This window comes from Pseudomonas sp. 10S5, assembly GCF_035019745.1.
Taxonomy (GTDB): Bacteria; Pseudomonadota; Gammaproteobacteria; order Pseudomonadales; family Pseudomonadaceae; genus Aquipseudomonas.
Map to the genome: position 1 here is coordinate 97,231 of NZ_JASJVL010000016.1, position 20,750 is coordinate 117,980.

At 52.4% G+C, this 20,750-nt stretch carries 18 protein-coding genes; 13 read left to right on the top strand and 5 right to left on the bottom strand.

The annotated features are described in order from the left end of the window. Positions 1-125: 125 nt before the first annotated feature. From QN378_RS17665 to dnaA, 5 genes are all read right to left on the bottom strand, one after another. Positions 126-2,759, bottom strand: a complete 2,634-nt coding sequence (locus QN378_RS17665; RefSeq protein ID WP_323550796.1) for an MGH1-like glycoside hydrolase domain-containing protein — start codon at positions 2,757-2,759, stop codon at positions 126-128. Between the two features lie 180 nt (positions 2,760-2,939). Further along, positions 2,940-5,357, bottom strand: coding sequence for a DNA topoisomerase (ATP-hydrolyzing) subunit B (gene gyrB, locus QN378_RS17670; protein WP_323550797.1), 2,418 nt, complete (start codon positions 5,355-5,357; stop codon positions 2,940-2,942). 4 nt (positions 5,358-5,361) lie between these two features. Beyond that, positions 5,362-6,465, bottom strand: a complete 1,104-nt coding sequence (recF, locus tag QN378_RS17675) for a DNA replication/repair protein RecF (protein ID WP_322205992.1) — start codon at positions 6,463-6,465, stop codon at positions 5,362-5,364. Positions 6,466-6,490: 25 nt separating this feature from the next. Continuing rightward, positions 6,491-7,594, bottom strand: a complete 1,104-nt coding sequence (gene dnaN, locus QN378_RS17680) for a DNA polymerase III subunit beta (RefSeq protein WP_322205993.1) — start codon at positions 7,592-7,594, stop codon at positions 6,491-6,493. A gap of 38 nt (positions 7,595-7,632) precedes the next feature. Next, positions 7,633-9,141 (bottom strand): chromosomal replication initiator protein DnaA, encoded by a 1,509-nt coding sequence (gene dnaA / locus QN378_RS17685; RefSeq protein WP_322205994.1) that lies wholly within the window; start codon positions 9,139-9,141, stop codon positions 7,633-7,635. A 603-nt stretch (positions 9,142-9,744) separates the two neighbouring features. Between dnaA and rpmH the strand changes: the two genes are divergently transcribed. From rpmH to QN378_RS17750, 13 genes are all read left to right on the top strand, one after another. Next, positions 9,745-9,879 (top strand): 50S ribosomal protein L34, encoded by a 135-nt coding sequence (gene rpmH / locus QN378_RS17690; protein WP_002551315.1) that lies wholly within the window; start codon positions 9,745-9,747, stop codon positions 9,877-9,879. A gap of 13 nt (positions 9,880-9,892) precedes the next feature. Beyond that, positions 9,893-10,297, top strand: coding sequence for a ribonuclease P protein component (rnpA, locus tag QN378_RS17695; RefSeq protein ID WP_322205995.1), 405 nt, complete (start codon positions 9,893-9,895; stop codon positions 10,295-10,297). Further along, positions 10,290-10,535 (top strand): membrane protein insertion efficiency factor YidD, encoded by a 246-nt coding sequence (gene yidD / locus QN378_RS17700; protein ID WP_299830942.1) that lies wholly within the window; start codon positions 10,290-10,292, stop codon positions 10,533-10,535. The genes rnpA and yidD overlap by 8 nt, the downstream gene beginning before the upstream one ends. Positions 10,536-10,537: 2 nt before the next feature. Next, positions 10,538-12,220 (top strand): membrane protein insertase YidC, encoded by a 1,683-nt coding sequence (gene yidC / locus QN378_RS17705; RefSeq protein ID WP_322205996.1) that lies wholly within the window; start codon positions 10,538-10,540, stop codon positions 12,218-12,220. Between the two features lie 80 nt (positions 12,221-12,300). Further along, complete coding sequence (gene mnmE / locus QN378_RS17710; protein ID WP_322205997.1) at positions 12,301-13,671, top strand: tRNA uridine-5-carboxymethylaminomethyl(34) synthesis GTPase MnmE; 1,371 nt, start codon at positions 12,301-12,303, stop codon at positions 13,669-13,671. A 490-nt stretch (positions 13,672-14,161) separates the two neighbouring features. After that, entirely contained in the window at positions 14,162-16,054 is a 1,893-nt protein-coding gene (mnmG, locus tag QN378_RS17715; protein WP_323550798.1) for a tRNA uridine-5-carboxymethylaminomethyl(34) synthesis enzyme MnmG, read from the top strand. Positions 16,055-16,059: 5 nt separating this feature from the next. Beyond that, positions 16,060-16,695 (top strand): 16S rRNA (guanine(527)-N(7))-methyltransferase RsmG, encoded by a 636-nt coding sequence (gene rsmG / locus QN378_RS17720; protein WP_322206971.1) that lies wholly within the window; start codon positions 16,060-16,062, stop codon positions 16,693-16,695. 18 nt (positions 16,696-16,713) lie between these two features. Next, on the top strand, positions 16,714-17,505 hold the full coding sequence (locus QN378_RS17725; protein WP_323550799.1) for a ParA family protein: 792 nt from the start codon (positions 16,714-16,716) through the stop codon (positions 17,503-17,505). 10 nt (positions 17,506-17,515) lie between these two features. Continuing rightward, positions 17,516-18,388: a ParB/RepB/Spo0J family partition protein gene (locus tag QN378_RS17730; protein ID WP_322206000.1), complete on the top strand. Its 873-nt coding sequence runs from the start codon at positions 17,516-17,518 to the stop codon at positions 18,386-18,388. A gap of 145 nt (positions 18,389-18,533) precedes the next feature. Next, positions 18,534-18,941 carry a F0F1 ATP synthase subunit I gene (locus QN378_RS17735; protein WP_322166819.1) on the top strand — a complete coding sequence of 136 codons (408 nt, stop codon included), beginning with the start codon at positions 18,534-18,536 and terminating at the stop codon, positions 18,939-18,941. A gap of 16 nt (positions 18,942-18,957) precedes the next feature. Beyond that, a complete protein-coding gene (gene atpB / locus QN378_RS17740) occupies positions 18,958-19,830 on the top strand; it encodes a F0F1 ATP synthase subunit A (RefSeq protein ID WP_322206003.1) in 873 nt (290 codons plus the stop codon). Between the two features lie 132 nt (positions 19,831-19,962). Beyond that, positions 19,963-20,220: a F0F1 ATP synthase subunit C gene (gene atpE / locus QN378_RS17745; protein WP_002555987.1), complete on the top strand. Its 258-nt coding sequence runs from the start codon at positions 19,963-19,965 to the stop codon at positions 20,218-20,220. Positions 20,221-20,277: 57 nt separating this feature from the next. Continuing rightward, entirely contained in the window at positions 20,278-20,748 is a 471-nt protein-coding gene (locus tag QN378_RS17750; protein ID WP_322206004.1) for a F0F1 ATP synthase subunit B, read from the top strand. Positions 20,749-20,750: the final 2 nt, after the last annotated feature.

A 20,750-nucleotide genomic window follows, 5' to 3' on the forward strand; every position in this document is an offset into this window, starting at 1 on the left:
TTTGTGAATCTGGTGAAACACTGCGCTAATTCTTTGATTTAATTACTTATTTTTTACGTTCACTAACGAACTAAAACCGTGCATAAGTTTTTATAGGCTCGATTTTTGTTTGTTTTTTTATCCGGTTATTTTTGCAGCAACAGCGCAACCAAAGCACTCCAACCGGTTTGATGAGACGCACCCAGCCCACGCCCCGTTTCACCATTAAAGTATTCGTGAAAAAGCACGAGATCTCGACTTGCAGGATCCGCCTGCAGCTGTGGATACGCTGCCATGCTCGGGCGTCTTCCATTCTCGTCGAGCAGAAACAGACGAGACAGGCGCTGGCTAAGTCCGTCAGTGACTTCGTCCAGTGATGAGAGAAATCCGGAGCCCGTCGGATATTCAACGAGAAAGTTGTCGTCGTAATAGCGATGAAATTCCCGCAGGGATTCGATCAGCATGTAATTCACTGGCATCCAGACCGGCCCCCTCCAATTCGAGTTCCCACCGTACAGCCGTGAGTTTGACTCCGCTGGCTGATAATTAGCGCACAGCATATTGCCGTTTATTTGCATGCCGAATGGCGTTTCCGCATAAGCCTTCGATAGCGAACGAATACCGAATTCAGACAAGAACTCATTTTCGTCGAGCATCCGCGACAGCAGGTCTTTAGTCCGCTGACCACGTAACAGCGCCAGTAAAAGTCGATTGCCTTTACCGGGTTCAGTCCAGCGGGAAATTAATCGAGCAAGGTCTGGGCGATGCCGGAGGAAGCCGAGCATCCGCTCCCGCAACCCCGGCAAGCCCTCATGTTCGCGTTGCTCCAGCACTTGAACTGCAAACAATGGCATCAATCCAACCAGCGAGCGAAGCCTTACCGGTTCAATACTGCCATCGGGGCGGTGCAGCACGTCGTAGAAAAATTTATCCTGCTCATCCCAAAGACCACCCGAACTGTCGTCACCTCGATTGATCGCGCCTGCGATGTACAAAAAATGCTCAAAAAACTTAACCGAGATATCGACATACACCGCGTTGCGTTTCGCCAACTCCAGGGCAATTCGCATCATGTCCAAAGCATAGGCCGCAACCCATGCGGTACCGTCAGCTTGATCCAACTCGTAACCCGGTGCCATGGCCGCAGATCGATCAAACAGCGCAATATTGTCCAGGCCCAGAAAGCCGCCTTGAAACACGTTGCGGCCTTCGCTGTCTTTGCGGTTGACCCACCAGGAAAAATTCAACAACAACTTGTGGAATATTCGCTCGAGAAAATCCAGATCACCGACACCCGTCAGCTGTTTTTCCTGCTGATAAACCCGCCATGACGCCCAGGCGTGAACGGGTGGATTAGCGTCATCGAAACGCCACTCGTAGGCCGGCAATTGCCCGTTAGGGTGCATGAAACGGTCTTTCACCAACAGCAACAGCTGGTCCTTGGCAAATACCGGATCAATCAACGCAAACGCTACCGCCTGGAATGCTAGGTCCCAAGAGGCGTACCACGGGTATTCCCATTTATCGGGCATGGAAACAATGTCGAAATTAGAAAGATGTCGCCAATGAGTGTTACGAACTCCAGCACGTTCAGGCGGTGGCGGCGGTTGTGTTGAGTCACCGTTCAGCCAACGGTTCACGTCGAAATAATACAATTGCTTCGACCAGAGCAATCCCGCCAATGCTTGGCGTTGAACGTTACGAGCGTCAGCGTCCTTCTGGTTATGCTGCAGCGCTACGTAATAATCGTCGGCTTGCTTACGGCACAGATCCACAAGCTTTCTACCATTTACTGCCTCCGCATCGTAGGGAGCAAAACGCAGATAAATAACCTCTGTTTCCCGGCCTTTTAGTTCGAGTACGAAATGCGCTGCGGCGCGCGTTCCTTTATCGCGATGAACAGCCTTGGCGTTTCCGTCTACTACACAGTCATTGATGCCATCCTTGAATGGTCCGCTCGCCCATTCACCGCTCAACCGAGGAGTGTTGGTTTCGTTTTCACAGAACAGCCATTCACAGGTTTGCGGACCCCAGGCGGTAGCGACTCTATTTGGCTGCTGGGGATAACTCGCAAGGACTTGCTGATCTTGCAGAACCAAGGCAGGGCGTTCGGCTGAATCACCCCAACTCCAGGTATTACGCGCCCAGACATGCGGCAGGACATGCAAGCGTGCGGATTTTTCAGAGCGATTTTCCACGGTGATCCGCATGAATATATCGTCGGGGGTGTTCTTGGCGTATTCGATGGTTACGTCGAAGTAATTGTTGTCATCGAATACGCCGGTATCCAGTACTTCGTACTCCGAATCGTTCAGGCCGCGCCGGCCGTTTTCTTGTACCAAATCATCGTAGGGAAATGCCGAGTGCGGGTATTTGTAAAGCATGCGCATGTAGGCGTGGCTGGGGACACCATCGACATGGAAATACAGCTCTTTGACGTCCTCACCGTGATTGCCTTCTGAGTTATTCAGACCGAACAGCCGCTCCTTTATAATCGGATCACGCTCGTTCCACAGCGCAAGCCCCAGGCACCAGCGTTGCGCTTTGTCAGAAAAGCCCGCGAGCCCATCCTCCCCCCACCGATACGCGCGGCTACGGGCGTGATCATGTGGGAAGTAACGCCAGGCATCCCCATCAGCGCTGTAATCCTCACGCACCGTACCCCACTGACGGTCACTGAGATACGGCCCCCACTCACGCCAACGGTCAGAATCATCGCCCGATAGGCGTTGGCTTTCGACAGTTTCAAGGAGCGGGTTTGGATTGGTCTCAACAGTCATCGATACGTCCAGGGAGGTTGGATGTTCCCCAGTGTAAGGTGCTAGGGACTGTTGAGGCAGTGTTTAGAGTTATTTGTTCAAGTGGGATTCAGCGATGTTCTATAGCAGCTCAAGCTTACATAAATCCACATAGCAAAACCCCAGCACCAAGGCTGGGGTTTGCTTAGCGAATCTAACCTCTTAAAAATCCAGGTTAGACACAGCCAACGCATTGCTTTCAATGAAGTCACGGCGAGGTTCCACCGCGTCACCCATCAAGGTGTTGAAGATCTGGTCAGCACCAACAGCATCTTCAATCGTTACCTTAAGCATGCGACGTACAGCCGGGTCCATGGTGGTTTCCCACAGCTGGTCCGGGTTCATTTCGCCAAGACCTTTGTAGCGCTGGATAGTGTGACGCTTGGTGCTTTCCGCCATCAACCAAGCAAGAGCTTCCTTGAACTCAGTCACCAGCTTCTTGCGTTCACCGCGTTGCACGTAAGCGCCTTCTTCCAGCAAAGTGCTGATTTTTTCACCGAGGGTCGTTACGGTTTTGTAGTCGTTGCTGCCAAAGAAGTCCCGGTTGAACGTAACGTAGTTGGACAAGCCATGTGAGATCAGTTCGACCTCTGGCAGCCAAACATTACGTTCGCGGTCTTCACGCAAGCTCGCTTTGTAGACCAGACCGGACTTCTCGCCAACGCGCAGGCGCGCATCAAACAAAGCCAGCCAAGCCTGCATGCCATCGTGATCCGACAGTTGTTCAAGTGAAATCGACGGCAGGTAAATGAAATGCTCGGTCAGTTCCTGAGGGTACAAGCGCGACAGGCGCTTGAGTGTCTTCATGACCATGCGGAACTCGTGAACCAGACGCTCCAGCGCCTCACCCGAAATACCCGGTGCCGACTCGTTAAGGTGCAAGCTGGCATCTTCAAGGGCCGACTGGGTCATGTATTCTTCCATGGCTTCGTCGTCTTTGATGTACTGCTCTTGCTTACCCTTTTTCACTTTGTACAACGGTGGCTGAGCGATGTAGATGTAGCCACGCTCAATCAACTCAGGCAGTTGCCGGAAAAAGAAGGTCAACAACAGTGTTCGGATGTGCGAACCGTCAACGTCAGCATCGGTCATGATGATGATGTTGTGATAGCGCAGTTTCGCGATGTTGTATTCGTCACGACCAATGCCGCAGCCCAGCGCCGTGATCAACGTGCCCACTTCTTGGGACGAGATCATTTTGTCGAAGCGCGCTTTTTCGACGTTAAGGATTTTACCTTTAAGCGGCAAAATGGCCTGGGTTTTACGGTTACGCCCCTGCTTGGCGGACCCGCCAGCAGAGTCACCTTCCACTAAATACAGTTCGGAAAGGGCAGGGTCTTTTTCCTGGCAGTCCGCAAGTTTGCCGGGGAGACCGGCAATGTCCAACGCACCTTTACGACGTGTCATCTCGCGAGCTTTACGTGCGGCTTCACGGGCTCGAGCAGCGTCGATCATCTTGCCAACAACAGCTCTGGCTTCAGCCGGATTTTCCAGCAGGAAGTCAGAGAAGTGTTTACCCATCTCTTGTTCTACTGCGGTCTTAACTTCCGATGAGACCAGCTTGTCTTTTGTCTGCGAGCTGAATTTAGGATCTGGCACTTTGACCGAAATGATTGCCGTCAGGCCTTCACGTGCATCATCGCCGGTAGTGGCAACTTTATGCTTTTTAGCCAGACCTTCTTGCTCGATGTAAGTGTTCAGGTTTCGCGTCAATGCAGAGCGAAAACCGACCAGGTGGGTACCACCATCGCGCTGAGGAATGTTGTTGGTGAAACACAACAAGTTCTCGTTAAAGCTGTCATTCCATTGCAACGCGATTTCAACGCCAATACCGTCTTCGCGCTGAATGTTGAAGTGAAACACCTGGTTAACCGGCGTCTTGTTGGTATTCAGATATTCGACGAATGCGCGTAAACCGCCTTCGTATTTGAACAGCTCTTCTTTACCACTGCGCTCGTCCCTTAAAACAATCCCTACACCAGAGTTTAGGAACGACAGTTCACGAATACGCTTAGCTAGAATGTCCCAGCTGAAATGAATATTTTTGAACGTAAGGTCCGACGGTTTGAAATGGATTTCAGTACCGGTGGAATCGCTCTCGCCAACGATGCGCATGGGTTCCTGTGGAACACCGTGGACATAGGTCTGTTCCCAAACTTTGCCACTACGGCGCACAGTCAACAGCAACAATTCAGACAAAGCGTTTACAACTGAAACGCCGACTCCGTGCAAGCCGCCAGAAACCTTGTAAGAGTTGTCATCGAACTTACCACCGGCATGCAGCACGGTCATGATGACCTCTGCTGCAGAAATGCCTTCTTCTTTGTGTACGTCTACCGGAATTCCGCGACCGTTATCGCGCACGGTGATCGATTCATCCGTGTGGATAACAATACTTATTTCATCGCAATGACCAGCCAAAGCTTCGTCGATCGAATTATCGACCACCTCGAATACCATGTGGTGTAAACCGCTGCCATCGTCGGTGTCGCCGATATACATACCGGGACGCTTGCGTACGGCATCTAGCCCTTTCAGCACTTTAATGCTGGAGGAGTCGTACGTTTGATTTTCGCTCATGCATTCACTCCCGGTGGTCGTGGGTCTGGGTAATACGGCCATGTTCCACGTGGAACAAAGCGACTGGCGTTTCCGTCTGCCAGCCTTCCCTCAATAATTCGTGATCTACACAGGTGATAAACACCTGGCAGCGTAAGTCTTCCAATAAACGGCAAAGCGCGCGGCGGTGATGCTCATCCAGTTCGGACGGCAAATCATCCACCAGATAAATACATTGGCCTCGCCGTGCTTGGCTGACCAAATGTCCTTGAGCAATGCGCAATGCGCAGACCACTAACTTCTGCTGACCACGGGATAAAATATCCGAAGCATTATGAGCGCCCAGTCTCAAGCGCAAATCAGCTCGTTGCGGCCCGGCTTGTGTATGGCCCATCTGTTGATCGCGATGCAGGGACGAGGCAAGCACAGCACTCAGCTCTTTTTCCTTATCCCACCCGCGGTAATAACTTAAGGTCAAACCTTCGAGCTCAACCAATTCACTTAAGGTTTGCTCGAACACTGGTTTAAGGGCCTTGATATATGCCCGCCGATACTCGTCGATTTCATCACTGGCGAGGCATAGTTCTCTGTCCCAAGCGGCTTGTGAAGCGGCGTCGAGTGTACCATGCCGGAGCCATGAGTTCCGCTGCCTAAGGGCCTTCTGCAAGCGCTGCCAGGTCGACATAAAACGAGGTTCCACGTGGAACACTCCCCAGTCGAGGAACTGTCGACGTATTTTCGGAGCGCCTTCTAGAAGGCGAAAGCTATCAGGATTGATTAACTGCAGGGGAAGCGCCTCGGCCAATTGCGCAGCGCTTTTTGCATTCTGGCCATCGATGCGGATTTGAAAATCACCTTGACGATCACGGGAAATACCAAGACTGCTATGCCCACCTTCGGCCAATTCGACTTGGCCAAAAACTGTACACGCGGGCTGTTCGTATTGGATGACCGGCAGTAACCGTATGCTACGAAAGGAACGCGCAAGGCCGAGCAAATGGATGGCTTCCAGAACGCTGGTTTTACCACTGCCATTTGCGCCGTGAAGGATGTTGATACGAGGAGAGGGGGAGATTGTCACCGGGTGCAGATTGCGCACCCCAGTGACGGTAACGCGGCTAAGAGACATTCAAACTCTGCTAAGCATGGACACGTTACAGGCGCATCGGCATAACAACATAAGCAGAATCATCGTTGTCCGATTCCTGCACCAGTGCGCTGCTATTGGAATCGGACAGAATCAAACGCACCTGTTCGGTGGTCATCACGCCTAATACGTCGAGCAGATAACTAACGTTGAAACCAATCTCCAGATTGCCGCCAGTGTAATCAACACCGATTTCTTCTTCGGCCTCTTCTTGCTCCGGGTTGTTAGCCTGGATCTTTAGAAGCCCACTGGCCAATTGCAGGCGGATACCGCGATACTTTTCGTTGGACAAAATGGCGGTACGGCTGAACGCCTCACGCAATGCCTGCCGATCACCCAACACCAACTTATCACCACCTTTTGGCAGAACACGTTCGTAATCCGGAAATTTGCCATCAACCAATTTAGAGGTAAAAGTAAACTCACCGGTGGTTGCGCGGATGTGATGCTGACCTAAAACAATGCTGACAATACCGTCCTGCTCAGTCAGTAAGCGTGCAAGTTCAAGGATACCTTTGCGGGGCACGATGACTTGGTGCCGATCCGCCTGCTCTATCTCGGCGGTCATTGAGCACATTGCCAAGCGGTGGCCATCGGTGGCAACAGCACGCAATATGCCCGCGCTGACTTCCAGCAACATCCCATTGAGGTAGTAACGGACGTCTTGCTGTGCCATGGCGAAGCTAGTGCGTTCGATCAATCGGCGCAATTTGCTTTGCACCAAATTAAAGGTCAGCGAGCCAGGACCTTCTTCCACCGTTGGAAAATCATTGGCTGGCAGCGTGGACAAGGTAAAACGGCTACGACCTGCTTTAACAACAAGCTTGTGCTCGTCCAGTTTGATGTCAATCAACGCATCGTTGGGCAGGCTCTTACAAATGTCCATCAGCTTGCGAGCAGGGACAGTGATTTCCCCAGGCTCGGCTGGCTCTTCCAGTTGAACACGACCAACCAGCTCGACTTCCAGGTCTGTTCCTGTCAGCGAAAGCTGTTGCCCTTGGACAACTAAAAGCACGTTGGAAAGCACCGGCAAGGTCTGGCGGCGCTCTACGACGCCGGCGACCAGTTGCAGAGGTTTCAACAAGGCTTCGCGTTGAATGGTGAAATGCATGGTCTAGTCCCTTGCCTTAATAAGCTGCGCTAATGTCATCAGGTTGTGAGTGTCCGCAGCAGGTTCTTGTAGTCCTCGCGAATATCCGCGTCGGATTCCTTAAGCTCGTTGATCTTTCGGCATGCGTGCAGGACGGTGGTATGGTCACGACCGCCAAACACATCACCAATTTCAGGCAAGCTGTGATTGGTTAACTCTTTGGACAGCGCCATCGCAACCTGGCGCGGACGCGCTACCGAACGCGAACGACGCTTGGACAACAAATCAGAAATCTTGATCTTGTAGTACTCAGCCACTGTGCGCTGAATGTTATCCACACTGACCAACTTATCTTGGAGTGCCAAAAGATCCTTCAATGATTCGCGAATCAACTCAATCGTAATATCGCGGCCCATGAAGTGCGAGTGTGCAATGACCCGCTTTAACGCACCTTCAAGTTCGCGAACGTTAGAACGTATCCGCTGAGCAATGAAGAACGCCGCGTCGTGAGGCAGATCAACTTTCGCCTGATCTGCCTTTTTCATCAAGATAGCAACACGGGTTTCCAGCTCAGGCGGCTCAACGGCGACCGTTAACCCCCAACCGAAACGCGACTTCAAACGCTCTTCCAGACCTTCAATTTCTTTCGGATAGCGGTCACTGGTCAAGATGACCTGCTGACCACCTTCAAGCAACGCATTGAAAGTATGAAAGAATTCTTCCTGGGAGCGTTCTTTGCGAGCAAAAAACTGAATATCATCAATTAACAGCGCATCGACCGAACGGTAAAAACGTTTGAATTCGTTGATCGCGTTGAGCTGAAGCGCTTTTACCATGTCAGCAACGAAGCGCTCCGAGTGCAGGTAAACAACCTTGGCGTTCGGGTTCTTCTTTAAGAGGTGGTTTCCCACCGCGTGCATCAAATGTGTCTTACCCAAGCCCACCCCGCCGTAAAGAAATAGAGGGTTGTAGCCGTGCTTGGGGTTGTCCGCCACTTGCCAAGCCGCCGCCCGCGCCAGCTGGTTTGATTTACCTTCAACGAAATTCTCAAAGGTAAAGGTGCGATTCAAGTAGCTGGTGTGCTTGAGCGCACCTTCTACCTGAACCGTGCGCTGCTCCGCACGAGCGGGCGCCTGTTGCGAGCTAGCCCCCGCCATAGGATCGAAACTGGCGCGAGAAGGCTCGTCGTGAACCGCAACCGTGTGGCTCGGTGGTGGCGAACTAACCTGTTGAATGGGTAAAGCCGCTACCTGGTTTACTGAAATTGCGTGCGAGGCAGCCGCAGCCAACGGCGCATTGGGTGCAGCCCGTGGAGCAGAACTGCGCTTGCTGCCAATTAATAAGGACAGCGCGGGCGCAAGGCCTTGTCCGCGTTCGCCAAGAAGCTCAAGCAACCGACCGAGGTATTTTTCATTTACCCAATCAAGAACGAAACGGTTGGGTGCATACACACGCAACTCGTCGCCTTCGGCTTCGACCTGTAGCGGGCGGATCCAAGTGTTGAATTGCTGGGCCGGCAGCTCATCGCGCAATAGCTCCACGCACTGCTGCCAAAGTTCCGCTGACACAGATATCCCCTAAGTCGAATGCCGGTGAGGCAAAAACAGCCGCTATTGTAACGATCAGTGGCTGACTTATCCACATGTAGGTTGCTCCCAGGATGCGAAGAATCAACGCTTTATGGACAAACTACAGCACCCATCACCTGTGCATAAGCATTGTGGATAAGCGGGCCTCAACCCACTGCATAAGTCCAGCACGAACTCTGTGGATAACCTGCCTGTGGATAAAACGGCGTTCCATACACAGCTTATCCTACTGTACAGCACAGGTGGAGCACGGTTTTTCAACTGAGTTGTCATCCTCTGTACAGCTCTATTTTGAAGGCATACAGGTACTTATCCACAGAAAAAGCGGTCCTTAGCTTCTATAAGCTTTATAAAAGAGCTTTAAATACTCTCCTTCTTTATTTCTATATTTAAACACCTATCCATATTGGCCAGCCAAGCAAAAACGACCGACTGGAAAACCGAGGCTAAAAAACCGACTTGATAAGTAATTGAAGGAAACGCTGGTTGGAAATTGACCTAGAGGCTTGCTTTCTCTAGAATCCCCGGTCTCTTAAAACGGGGGCCATTCCGGCCCGTTGTGGACGAACCAGGTAACACGCCATGAAACGTACTTTCCAACCCAGCACTATCAAGCGCGCCCGCACCCACGGTTTCCGTGCACGCATGGCCACCAAAAACGGCCGTGCAGTCTTGTCGCGTCGCCGCGCCAAAGGCCGTAAGCGTCTGGCAGTTTGATAAATAGGTACAGGTGGTGAGTCAGGACTTCAGTCGGGAAAAGCGTTTGCTGACACCCCGACATTTCAAGGCAGTCTTTGACTCCCCTACCGGTAAGGTTCCGGGGAAGAATCTCCTGCTCCTTGCGCGCAACAACGACCTTGATCATCCCCGGTTGGGGCTGGTGATCGGTAAAAAGAGCGTCAAACTCTCCGTTGAGCGCAATCGCTTGAAACGCCTAATGCGCGAATCATTTCGCCAGCACCAGGATGATCTGGTTGGTTGGGATATCGTCATAGTGGCGCGCAAAGGTTTGGGTGAAATAGAAAACCCCGAATTGATTCAGCATTTCGGCAAGCTATGGAAACGCCTGGCACGCAGCCGGCCGGTTCCTGATGTTAAAACCGAAACCATAAGGGTAGACAGTTCAGATGCGTAAGCTGGCACTCGTTCCGATCCAGTTCTATCGCTATGCCATTAGCCCGCTGATGGCCAGCCACTGTCGTTTCTACCCCAGCTGTTCCTGCTACGCGTATGAAGCCATTGAAAGTCATGGCCTTCTACGCGGTGGCTGGCTGACCTTCCGTCGGTTAGGTCGCTGTCATCCGTGGAATGCCGGTGGTTATGACCCGGTTCCACCTGTACCTACCTCCCGTTCCTCTTCGATGGCCGAGTAATCATGGATATTAAACGCACGATCCTGATCGCCGCCTTGGCAATCGTGACCTATGTCGGGGTTCTGAAATGGAACCAAGATTACGGTCAGGCTGCCCTGCCGACTCAGAATGTTGCTGCCAGCACTACCGCACCGGTCATTCCGGAAACGGCGCTGGGTTCAAATACTACTGCAAGTGCCGATGTTCCAAGCGCCAACGGTGAAATTGCTGCACCTATTGAAGCGCCAATTGCGGCCAGTAAAGACCTCATTCAAATAAAAACGGATGTGCTCAATCTGGAAATAGACCCGGTCGGTGGTGATATTGCTCAGTTGCGATTGCCCCTGTATCCACGTCGCCAAGACCACCCGGAGATTGCTTTCCAGCTGTTCGATAATGGCGGCGAACGTACTTATCTTGCGCAAAGTGGCTTGACCGGCACAGATGGTCCTGACGCTCGAGCGGCAGGTCGCCCGGTTTACACCAGTACGCAGAAAACCTATCAACTGGCTGATGGCCAAAATGATTTGGTTGTTGATCTGAAGTTTGCTGACAACGGTGTCAATTACATCAAGCGCTTTTCGTTTAAGCGTGGCTTGTATGACTTGAAAGTCACCTACCTGATTGATAACCAGAGCGGCAAGCCTTGGGCCGGTAATCTGTTTGCTCAGTTGAAACGTGATGCCAGTGCGGATCCATCTTCAAGCACTGCAACCGGCACTGCGACTTATTTGGGCGCTGCGCTGGGTACTCCAGCCGAACCGTACAAAAAAGTATCGATGAAAGACATCGATAAGGCTTCACTGAAAGAAACTGTTCAAGGCGGATGGGTTGCCTGGTTGCAGCATTATTTCGTGACGGCCTGGATTCCAAACAAGTCCGACAGCAATGTCGTACAGACTCGTAAGGATGCTCAAGGCAATTACATCATTGGTTTCACTGGCCCAGCGATCTCTGTCGCTGCCGGTGCAACAGGTGAGACAACTGCCACGCTGTATGCAGGACCTAAAAGCCAAGCGGTATTGAAAGAGTTATCCCCAGGTCTCGAGCTGACTGTCGATTACGGCATTCTCTGGTTCATCGCCCAACCGATTTTCTGGTTGCTGCAACATATCCACAGCCTGGTCGGTAACTGGGGTTTCTCGATTATCTTCTTGACCATGTTGATCAAGGGGCTGTTCTTTCCTCTCTCGGCTGCCAGCTACAAATCCATGGCCCGCATGCGAGCCGTAGCACCGAAACTGGCTGCTCTGAAAGAACAACATGGCGATGACCGGCAGAAAATGTCGCAGTCGATGATGGAGCTGTACAAGAAAGAGAAGATCAACCCGCTAGGTGGTTGCTTGCCGATCGTTGTACAGATGCCGGTTTTCCTCTCGCTGTACTGGGTTCTCCTGGAAAGCGTGGAAATGCGTCAGGCTCCGTTCATTCTCTGGATCACTGACCTGTCGATCAAAGACCCGTTCTTCATCCTGCCGATCATCATGGGTGCAACCATGTTCATCCAGCAGCGGTTGAACCCAACTCCGCCAGACCCAATGCAAGCCAAGGTCATGAAGCTGATGCCAATCATCTTCACGTTCTTCTTCCTTTGGTTCCCTGCTGGTCTGGTTCTGTACTGGGTCGTCAACAACTGCCTGTCGATTTCGCAGCAGTGGTACATCACTCGCAAAATTGAAGCGGCTACCAAGAGCGCGGCTGCTTGATCTAACCTGTGTATAAGTAATTGTAAAACGCCCCCTCGTGGGGCGTTTTGCTATCCGCCATTTGTCTAGAGAGCCTGGTTATGAACGTTCCTCATGAAACCATCGCTGCCATTGCTACTGCCCAGGGACGAGGTGGCGTAGGCATTGTGCGAATATCCGGTCCATTAGCGAGTACAGCTGCGTCAGCAATCATCGGTCGCACTCCTATCCCCCGCTATGCGCACTTCGGTCCTTTCAGCGATGAAAATGGAGAGGTTATCGACGAGGGCATCGCTCTTTACTTCCCCGGACCTAACTCATTTACCGGTGAAGATGTCCTGGAGCTGCAGGGGCATGGCGGCCCGGTAGTGATGGATATGCTGTTGCAGCGCTGTTTGCAGCTTGGCAGCAGATTAGCAAAGCCGGGTGAATTTAGTGAGCGCGCATTTCTCAATGACAAACTCGACTTGGCCCAAGCTGAGGCAATCGCCGACTTGATAGAAGCTAGCTCAGCGCAAGCGGCACGTAACGCTGTCCGATCCTTGCAAGGTGCTTTCTCAGTACGTGTGGATAACTTGACCGAAAAATTGATAGGTCTTCGAATCTATGTAGAAGCAGCCATCGATTTTCCAGAAGAAGAAATCGATTTTCTTGCCGATGGCCACGTACTTAATATGCTGGATGCTGTTCGCGATGAGTTATCCACAGTCTTGCGAGAAGCCGGACAGGGCGCGCTTCTACGGGACGGTATGACGGTAGTGATCGCCGGCCGACCTAACGCGGGAAAATCGAGTTTGCTTAATGCACTCGCAGGCAGAGAGGCAGCAATTGTCACTGACATCGCTGGCACGACACGAGACATTCTACGTGAGCATATCCATATCGACGGTATGCCATTGCACGTTGTGGATACGGCTGGACTGCGCGCTACGGATGATAAAGTTGAAAAAATTGGTGTTGAGCGAGCACTTAAGGCAATCAACGAGGCCGATCGGGTGCTATTGGTGGTGGATGCGACGGCCCCTGAGGCTGACGATCCCTTTGCCTTATGGCCTGAGTTTCTTGAGCAGAGACCCGATCCCTCCAAGGTAACGCTGATCAGGAATAAGGCCGACTTGAGTGGCGATGTCATTGGTCAAGAACGTAGCGCTGACGGCCACGTGACGATAAGCCTAAGTGCGATGGCTGCGGGAGAAGGCCTAGAGTTGTTAAGAGATCACTTAAAGGCGTGTATGGGCTACGAGCAAACCTCTGAAAGCAGCTTCAGCGCACGCAGGCGACATCTTGAGGCCTTAGGGCATGCCAGCGCATCGCTTGAGCATGGAAGAGCTCAGCTGACGCTCGCAGGCGCTGGCGAATTACTCGCCGAAGACTTACGGCAAGCTCAAAAATCATTGGGCGAAATTACCGGCGCTTTCAGTTCTGATGATCTGTTGGGACGTATCTTCTCCAGTTTTTGCATCGGCAAATAGACTCTCCCTTCCCCAATAACCTCCAACCGAGCGGATCAATGTCTGTCTCGGTGGCTTCCGTTCGCCCAACCTTTAGCAACAACCGCTATTTTGGGTGGAATAAGCCCTGTGTGTAACCATCCTTCAGCTCGGTTGATAACTAGGCTTAAAACCTGAGAATAATTCACCCTGTGGACAAGTCGCCCTTTAATCCACAGGCTTAGGCCACTTATCCCATCGGCCCAGGGCTACATGACCACAATGTTTTGATTCTCTGTACACAGCTAATATAAAGGGCTTCAGGATTCTATCCACAGAAACATGGCTCAGTAGTAGTAAACATAAAAACAAAGATTTATAAATTTCTTTTTTTTTAATTTATATAACCGTCAATCACCCACAGCTGGTTGAATTTTGTGCAAAAGGTTCCTTTCAAGGGGGGTAAGTCCCTATACTTGCCGACTGTCCAAAATTTAATTTCCTGTTCTCAAGAGTAGGAACGAGGTGCGTGGTGGATTTCCCTTCCCGTTTTGAGGTGATCGTCATCGGTGGCGGTCATGCCGGTACCGAAGCCGCACTGGCGTCAGCGCGCATGGGTGCAAAAACCTTGCTGCTGACGCATAACGTGGAAACACTCGGCCAAATGAGCTGCAACCCAGCCATCGGTGGCATCGGCAAAAGCCATTTGGTCAAGGAAATCGATGCCCTTGGCGGCGCGATGGCCATCGCGACCGACAAAGGCGGTATTCAATTTCGCGTGTTGAACAGCCGTAAAGGCCCAGCCGTTCGGGCTACCCGAGCTCAGGCTGACCGCGTGCTGTACAAGTCGGCTATTCGCGAAATTATCGAAAACCAGCCGAACCTGTGGATATTCCAACAAGCCTGCGATGACTTGATTGTTGAACAGGACCAAGTCCGCGGCGTGGTGACTCAGATGGGGCTCCGATTTCTCGCGGACGCGGTGGTATTGACCACGGGCACGTTCCTCGGTGGACTTATCCACATTGGAATGCAAAATTATTCGGGCGGACGCGCAGGTGATCCGCCGTCGATTGCGTTAGCTCAACGTCTACGCGAACTGCCTCTGAGAGTGGGTCGTCTTAAAACGGGCACGCCACCTCGTATCGATGGGCGTTCGGTGGACTTTTCGGTGATGACTGAGCAGCCAGGCGATACGCCGATTCCAGTCATGTCGTTCATGGGCTCGAAAGAACAGCATCCTGCCCAGGTCAGCTGCTGGATTACGCACACCAACGCCCGTACCCATGAAATCATCGCGGCCAACCTCGATCGTTCGCCGATGTATTCCGGCGTCATTGAAGGTGTTGGCCCACGTTACTGCCCTTCTATCGAAGATAAAATCCATCGCTTTGCCGACAAGGATAGCCATCAGGTTTTTATCGAACCGGAAGGGTTAACCACTCATGAGCTTTACCCGAACGGTATTTCGACTTCGTTGCCCTTTGACGTTCAACTGCAAATCGTCCGTTCGATTAGGGGCATGGAAAACGCGCACATTGTTCGCCCTGGCTATGCCATCGAATACGATTACTTCGACCCCAGGGATTTGAAATACAGCCTTGAAACCAAGGTGATAGGTGGTCTCTTTTTCGCTGGGCAAATCAACGGCACGACAGGCTACGAAGAAGCCGCCGCCCAAGGTTTGTTGGCCGGTGCTAATGCTGCGCTGCTTGCACAGGGTAAAGAAAGTTGGTGTCCACGCAGAGATGAGGCTTACATAGGCGTATTGGTCGATGACCTGATTACCTTGGGTACCCAAGAGCCGTACCGGATGTTCACTTCTCGTGCCGAGTACCGTTTGATTCTGCGTGAAGACAACGCCGACCTGCGGTTAACCGAGAAAGGTCGAGCGTTAGGGTTGGTCGACGATGCCCGTTGGGCGGCGTTCTGCACCAAGCGCGAAAGCATCGTTCTGGAAGAGCAGCGCCTGAAAAGTACGTGGGTTCGCCCTGGTACTGCGCAGGGTGATGCCATTTCTGCGCATTTCGGTACGCCGCTGACCCATGAATACAATTTGCTCAATCTGCTGACGCGTCCTGAAGTCGATTACGCTAGTTTGATCGCCATCACGGGTGATGGCTGCAGTGATCCTCAAGTGGCCGAGCAGGTCGAAATCAAAACCAAATACGCCGGTTACATTGATCGTCAACAGGATGAAATCGCTCGTCTGCGGGCCAGTGAAGATACTAAGTTGCCCGCTGATATCGATTACGTAGGCATCTCTGGTCTATCGAAAGAGATTCAAGGCAAGCTGGGGATAACTCGTCCAGAAACGTTGGGTCAAGCCTCGCGCATACCTGGTGTGACCCCTGCAGCAATTTCGCTGTTGATGATTCATTTGAAAAAACGCGGCGCGGGCCGTCAGTTGGAGCAAAGCGCTTGAGTTCTATGGTTACCTCGCAACATGCCCAAGAGTTATCCCGTGGCGCCCTGCAACTTGGTGTCGATTTGAGCGAAAGCCAACACCACCAACTGCTGGCCTACTTGGCACTGCTGATCAAATGGAACAAGGCTTACAACCTCACTGCGGTTCGCGACCCAGATGAAATGGTTTCGCGGCATTTACTCGACAGCTTGAGCGTGGTGCCCTTCATAACCGGTGACCGTTGGCTTGACGTTGGCAGCGGCGGTGGAATGCCAGGCATTCCGTTGGCGATCTTGTTTCCCGATATGAAAGTCACGGTTTTAGACAGTAACGGCAAGAAAACCCGTTTTTTAACCCAAGTTAAACTTGAACTCAAACTTGATAATCTTGAAGTTATCCACAGCCGGGCGGAAACATTTCAACCTTTGCTGCCTTTCACCGGGATCGTTTCCCGAGCGTTTAGCAATCTCGCGGACTTTACCGGTTGGACGCGTCACCTTGGCGATATCCATACACGCTGGTTAGCGATGAAAGGCCTGCACCCCGCGGATGAGCTGGTAGCATTACCGACAGATTTTCGTCTCGATAGCGCACAAGCCTTGACCGTTCCTGGTTGCCAAGGCCAACGCCATCTGCTGATACTGCGCCGCACGGCATGATTGGGAACACGAGCAAGAATGGCTAAGGTATTCGCGATAGCGAACCAAAAAGGGGGCGTGGGTAAAACCACAACCTGTATCAACCTCGCAGCGTCATTGGTCGCGACCAAGCGCCGCGTTTTGTTGATCGATCTCGACCCGCAGGGCAACGCCACCATGGGCAGTGGCGTGGATAAACACGCCTTGGAATATTCGGTGTATGACGTATTGATCGGCGAGTGTGATTTGGCGCAGGCCATGCACTTTTCCGAGCATGGCGGTTACCAGTTGCTGCCCGCCAACCGCGATCTGACGGCTGCCGAGGTCGTCCTGCTGGAAATGCAGATGAGAGAAAGTCGCCTACGCAACGCGTTGGCACCCATTCGCGAGAATTACGACTACATTCTCATCGACTGCCCGCCGTCCTTGTCGATGCTTACCTTGAATGCGCTGGTTGCCGCGGATGGGGTCATTATCCCCATGCAGTGCGAGTATTTTGCGCTGGAAGGCTTGAGCGATCTTGTGGATAACATCAAACGTATTGCTGGATTGCTTAATCCCCAGCTGAAAATTGAAGGCCTGTTGCGGACCATGTATGACCCGCGCTTGAGTCTGATCAATGACGTGTCCGATCAGCTCAAGGAACACTTCGGTGATCAGCTCTACGACACTGTCATCCCGCGCAACATCCGTCTGGCGGAAGCGCCAAGCTTTGGGATGCCGGCGCTGGCCTATGACAAAACATCGCGCGGCGCCCTGGCTTACCTCGCCTTGGCGGGCGAGATGGTCCGTCGCCAACGTCGCAATCCTCGTCCCGCTCAGGCAACTTAAGGAAATCCGCATGGCCGTTAAGAAACGAGGTCTCGGACGTGGGCTGGATGCACTTCTGAGCAGTCCAACCGTCAGCGCGTTGGAAGAGCAGGCCGTTCAAGCCGATCAGCGAGAGCTGAATCATATCCCTCTGGATATTATCCAGCGTGGCAAATACCAGCCACGCCGCGACATGGACCCTCAAGCACTCGAAGAGCTGGCTCAGTCGATCAAGGCTCAGGGCGTCATGCAACCGATTGTGGTGCGTCCAATCGCAGGCGGTCGCTTCGAGATCATTGCCGGTGAACGGCGTTGGCGCGCGAGCCAGCAAGCGGGCTTGGAGACAATCCCGGCCATGGTTCGTGATGTGTCCGATGAAACCGCTATTGCCATGGCGTTGATCGAGAACATCCAGCGCGAAGACTTGAATCCGATAGAAGAAGCCGTCGCGCTGCAGCGTCTTCAACAAGAATTTCAGCTCACTCAGCAACAAGTGGCCGATGCTGTGGGCAAGTCCCGGGTAACCGTTGCGAACCTGCTACGCTTGATCGCATTGCCAGAAGTCATCAAAACCATGCTTTCCCATGGTGATCTAGAAATGGGTCATGCACGTGCATTGCTCGGATTGCCCGAAGAACGGCAAGTTGAAGGGGCGCGACATGTTGTCGCACGCGGTCTGACAGTACGCCAAACCGAGGCGCTGGTTCGACAATGGTTGAGTGGCAAGCCAGCTGCTGCCGAACCCGCAAAAAACGATCCGGACATCAGTCGCCTCGAACAGCGTCTGGCAGAGCGTTTAGGCTCTGCGGTGCAGATTCGCCATGGTCAGAAGGGTAAAGGGCAACTGGTTATTCGCTATAACTCGTTGGATGAGCTACAGGGCGTACTTGCGCACATTCGCTGAAACAGATGAGTTGTAGCGAGTAGTCGGAAATCACTACATGGCAGTTGAATAGGGGGTAATCCGCCCCTATACTCTGCGCGCATTTTGTCGGCACAAATTATGCCAGTTACTGATCTTGGCGGCCGACATTCCAGGGGTAGTTATGATGGAAAACCGCACGCAGAAACGCCTGCCGTTCCATCGCCTGGCGGTTTTTCCGGTACTACTGGCCCAGTGTGCAGTACTGCTGTTGGCAGCGTTGACGTTATGGCAGTGGCACGGTGTCGTTGCCGGGTACTCAGGTCTTTGCGGAGGTCTGATAGCTTGGCTGCCCAATTTGTACTTTGCTCACAAGGCTTTCCGGTTTACAGGTGCCAGAGCAGCGCAAGCCATTGTCCGGTCTTTTTACGCTGGCGAGGCAGGCAAACTTATTTTTACGGCAGTGCTTTTTGCGCTGACCTTTGCAGGGGTAAAACCACTGGCTCCGCTGGCGGTATTTGGGGTGTTCATGTTGATCCAATTGGTCAACTGGTTCTCGCCCCTGCTTATGAGAACAAGACTTTCGAGACCTTAGGGCGTTTGAGGCAACCATGGCATCAGAGCAAACAGCTTCGGCATATATCCAGCATCACCTGCAAAATTTGACCTTTGGTCATTTGCCAACCAGTGGTTGGGGTTTTGCTCATGACGCGGCGCAAGCCAAGGAAATGGGTTTCTGGGCTTTCCACGTCGATACTCTCGGCTGGTCGGTCGCACTGGGGTTGATCTTTATTCTGATCTTCCGCATGGCAGCCAGAAAGGCAACCTCCGGCCAGCCGGGCGCTTTACAGAACTTCGTCGAGATTTTGATCGAGTTCGTCGATGGCAGCGTAAAAGACAGTTTTCACGGACGGAGTCCGGTCATCGCACCGTTGGCGCTCACTATTTTTGTCTGGGTGTTCCTGATGAACGCAGTTGACCTGTTACCGGTCGACTGGATCCCGCACTTGGCGATGTTTGTCACTGGCGACTCTCATGTCCCATTCCGCGCCGTATCGACAACTGATCCTAACGCTACCTTGGGCATGGCCCTTTCGGTATTTGCGTTGATTATTTTCTACAGCATCAAGGTCAAGGGCATCGGCGGCTTCATCGGCGAAATGACCCTGCACCCTTTTGGTAGCAAAAACATCTTTCTACAAGCGTTATTAATTCCGGTGAACTTCCTGCTTGAATTCGTGACGTTGATTGCCAAGCCTATTTCGTTGGCACTGCGTCTGTTTGGCAACATGTATGCCGGCGAGCTGGTGTTCATCCTGATCGCTGTCATGTTTGGCAGTGGCTTGCTCTGGCTGAGTGGTCTGGGCATCGTGCTGCAATGGGCGTGGGCTGTATTCCACATCCTGATCATCACCCTGCAAGCGTTCATCTTCATGATGCTTACCATTGTCTATTTGTCGATGGCTCACGAAGAAAACCATTAAGGCTCGCTAGAGCGACTTGATGACCCTCCGTTTCGGCGGCAGGGTGCCCGCAAGGGCTGATGTGAACAATTTTGTTTTACCGCTTTAAATCTAAAAAACCTAACCAATACGACGTAAAAGTCGGGAGGAAAGATGGAAACTGTAGTTGGTCTAACTGCTATCGCTGTTGCACTGTTGATCGGCCTGGGCGCACTGGGTACCGCAATTGGTTTTGGCCTGCTGGGCGGCAAGTTCCTGGAAGGCGCAGCGCGTCAGCCAGAAATGGTCCCGATGCTTCAGGTCAAAATGTTCATCGTTGCTGGTTTGCTCGATGCCGTGACCATGATCGGTGTTGGTATCGCTCTGTTCTTCACCTTTGCGAACCCCTTCGTTGGTCAACTCGCTGGCTAATCTCTCGAATTTTCGAGTGGATTGGTGTGATGGACAACGAACGAGCGAGGTGTTGGCGTGAACATTAATGCAACCCTGATTGGTCAGTCCGTTGCGTTCTTCATTTTTGTACTGTTTTGCATGAAGTTCGTGTGGCCTCCGGTCATCGCTGCTTTGCACGAACGTCAGAAGAAGATCGCGGATGGGCTGGACGCTGCTACACGAGCAACTCGCGACCTGGAGTTGGCCCAAGATAAAGTGGGTCATCAACTGCGTGAAGCGAAGGCTCAAGCAGCAGAAATCATTGAGCAAGCCAAGAAACGCGGTACTCAGATTGTCGAAGAAGCCCGTGAACAGGCTGTTATCGAAGCTGACCGTGTGAAGGCTCAGGCTCGGACCGAGATCGAACTGGAGCTGAACGGCGTCAAAGACGCGCTACGCGCCCAATTGGGTAGCCTGGCGGTCAACGGTGCTGAAAAGATCCTGGGTGCCACAATCGATCAAAACGCGCACGCGGAGCTGGTTAATAAACTGGCTGCTGAAATTTAAGC

Excerpts from the sequence above, each read along its gene's own strand:
- QN378_RS17665 (WP_323550796.1), bottom strand. The coding sequence starts at position 2,759 with ATGACTGTTGAGACCAATCCAAACCCGCTCCTTGAAACTGTCGAAAGC.
- gyrB (WP_323550797.1), bottom strand. The coding sequence starts at position 5,357 with ATGAGCGAAAATCAAACGTACGACTCCTCCAGCATTAAAGTGCTGAAA.
- recF (WP_322205992.1), bottom strand. The coding sequence starts at position 6,465 with ATGTCTCTTAGCCGCGTTACCGTCACTGGGGTGCGCAATCTGCACCCG.
- dnaN (WP_322205993.1), bottom strand. The coding sequence starts at position 7,594 with ATGCATTTCACCATTCAACGCGAAGCCTTGTTGAAACCTCTGCAACTG.
- rpmH (WP_002551315.1), top strand. The coding sequence starts at position 9,745 with ATGAAACGTACTTTCCAACCCAGCACTATCAAGCGCGCCCGCACCCAC.
- yidD (WP_299830942.1), top strand. The coding sequence starts at position 10,290 with ATGCGTAAGCTGGCACTCGTTCCGATCCAGTTCTATCGCTATGCCATT.
- yidC (WP_322205996.1), top strand. The coding sequence starts at position 10,538 with ATGGATATTAAACGCACGATCCTGATCGCCGCCTTGGCAATCGTGACC.
- mnmE (WP_322205997.1), top strand. The coding sequence starts at position 12,301 with ATGAACGTTCCTCATGAAACCATCGCTGCCATTGCTACTGCCCAGGGA.
- rsmG (WP_322206971.1), top strand. The coding sequence starts at position 16,060 with ATGGTTACCTCGCAACATGCCCAAGAGTTATCCCGTGGCGCCCTGCAA.
- QN378_RS17725 (WP_323550799.1), top strand. The coding sequence starts at position 16,714 with ATGGCTAAGGTATTCGCGATAGCGAACCAAAAAGGGGGCGTGGGTAAA.
- QN378_RS17730 (WP_322206000.1), top strand. The coding sequence starts at position 17,516 with ATGGCCGTTAAGAAACGAGGTCTCGGACGTGGGCTGGATGCACTTCTG.
- QN378_RS17735 (WP_322166819.1), top strand. The coding sequence starts at position 18,534 with ATGGAAAACCGCACGCAGAAACGCCTGCCGTTCCATCGCCTGGCGGTT.
- atpB (WP_322206003.1), top strand. The coding sequence starts at position 18,958 with ATGGCATCAGAGCAAACAGCTTCGGCATATATCCAGCATCACCTGCAA.
- atpE (WP_002555987.1), top strand. The coding sequence starts at position 19,963 with ATGGAAACTGTAGTTGGTCTAACTGCTATCGCTGTTGCACTGTTGATC.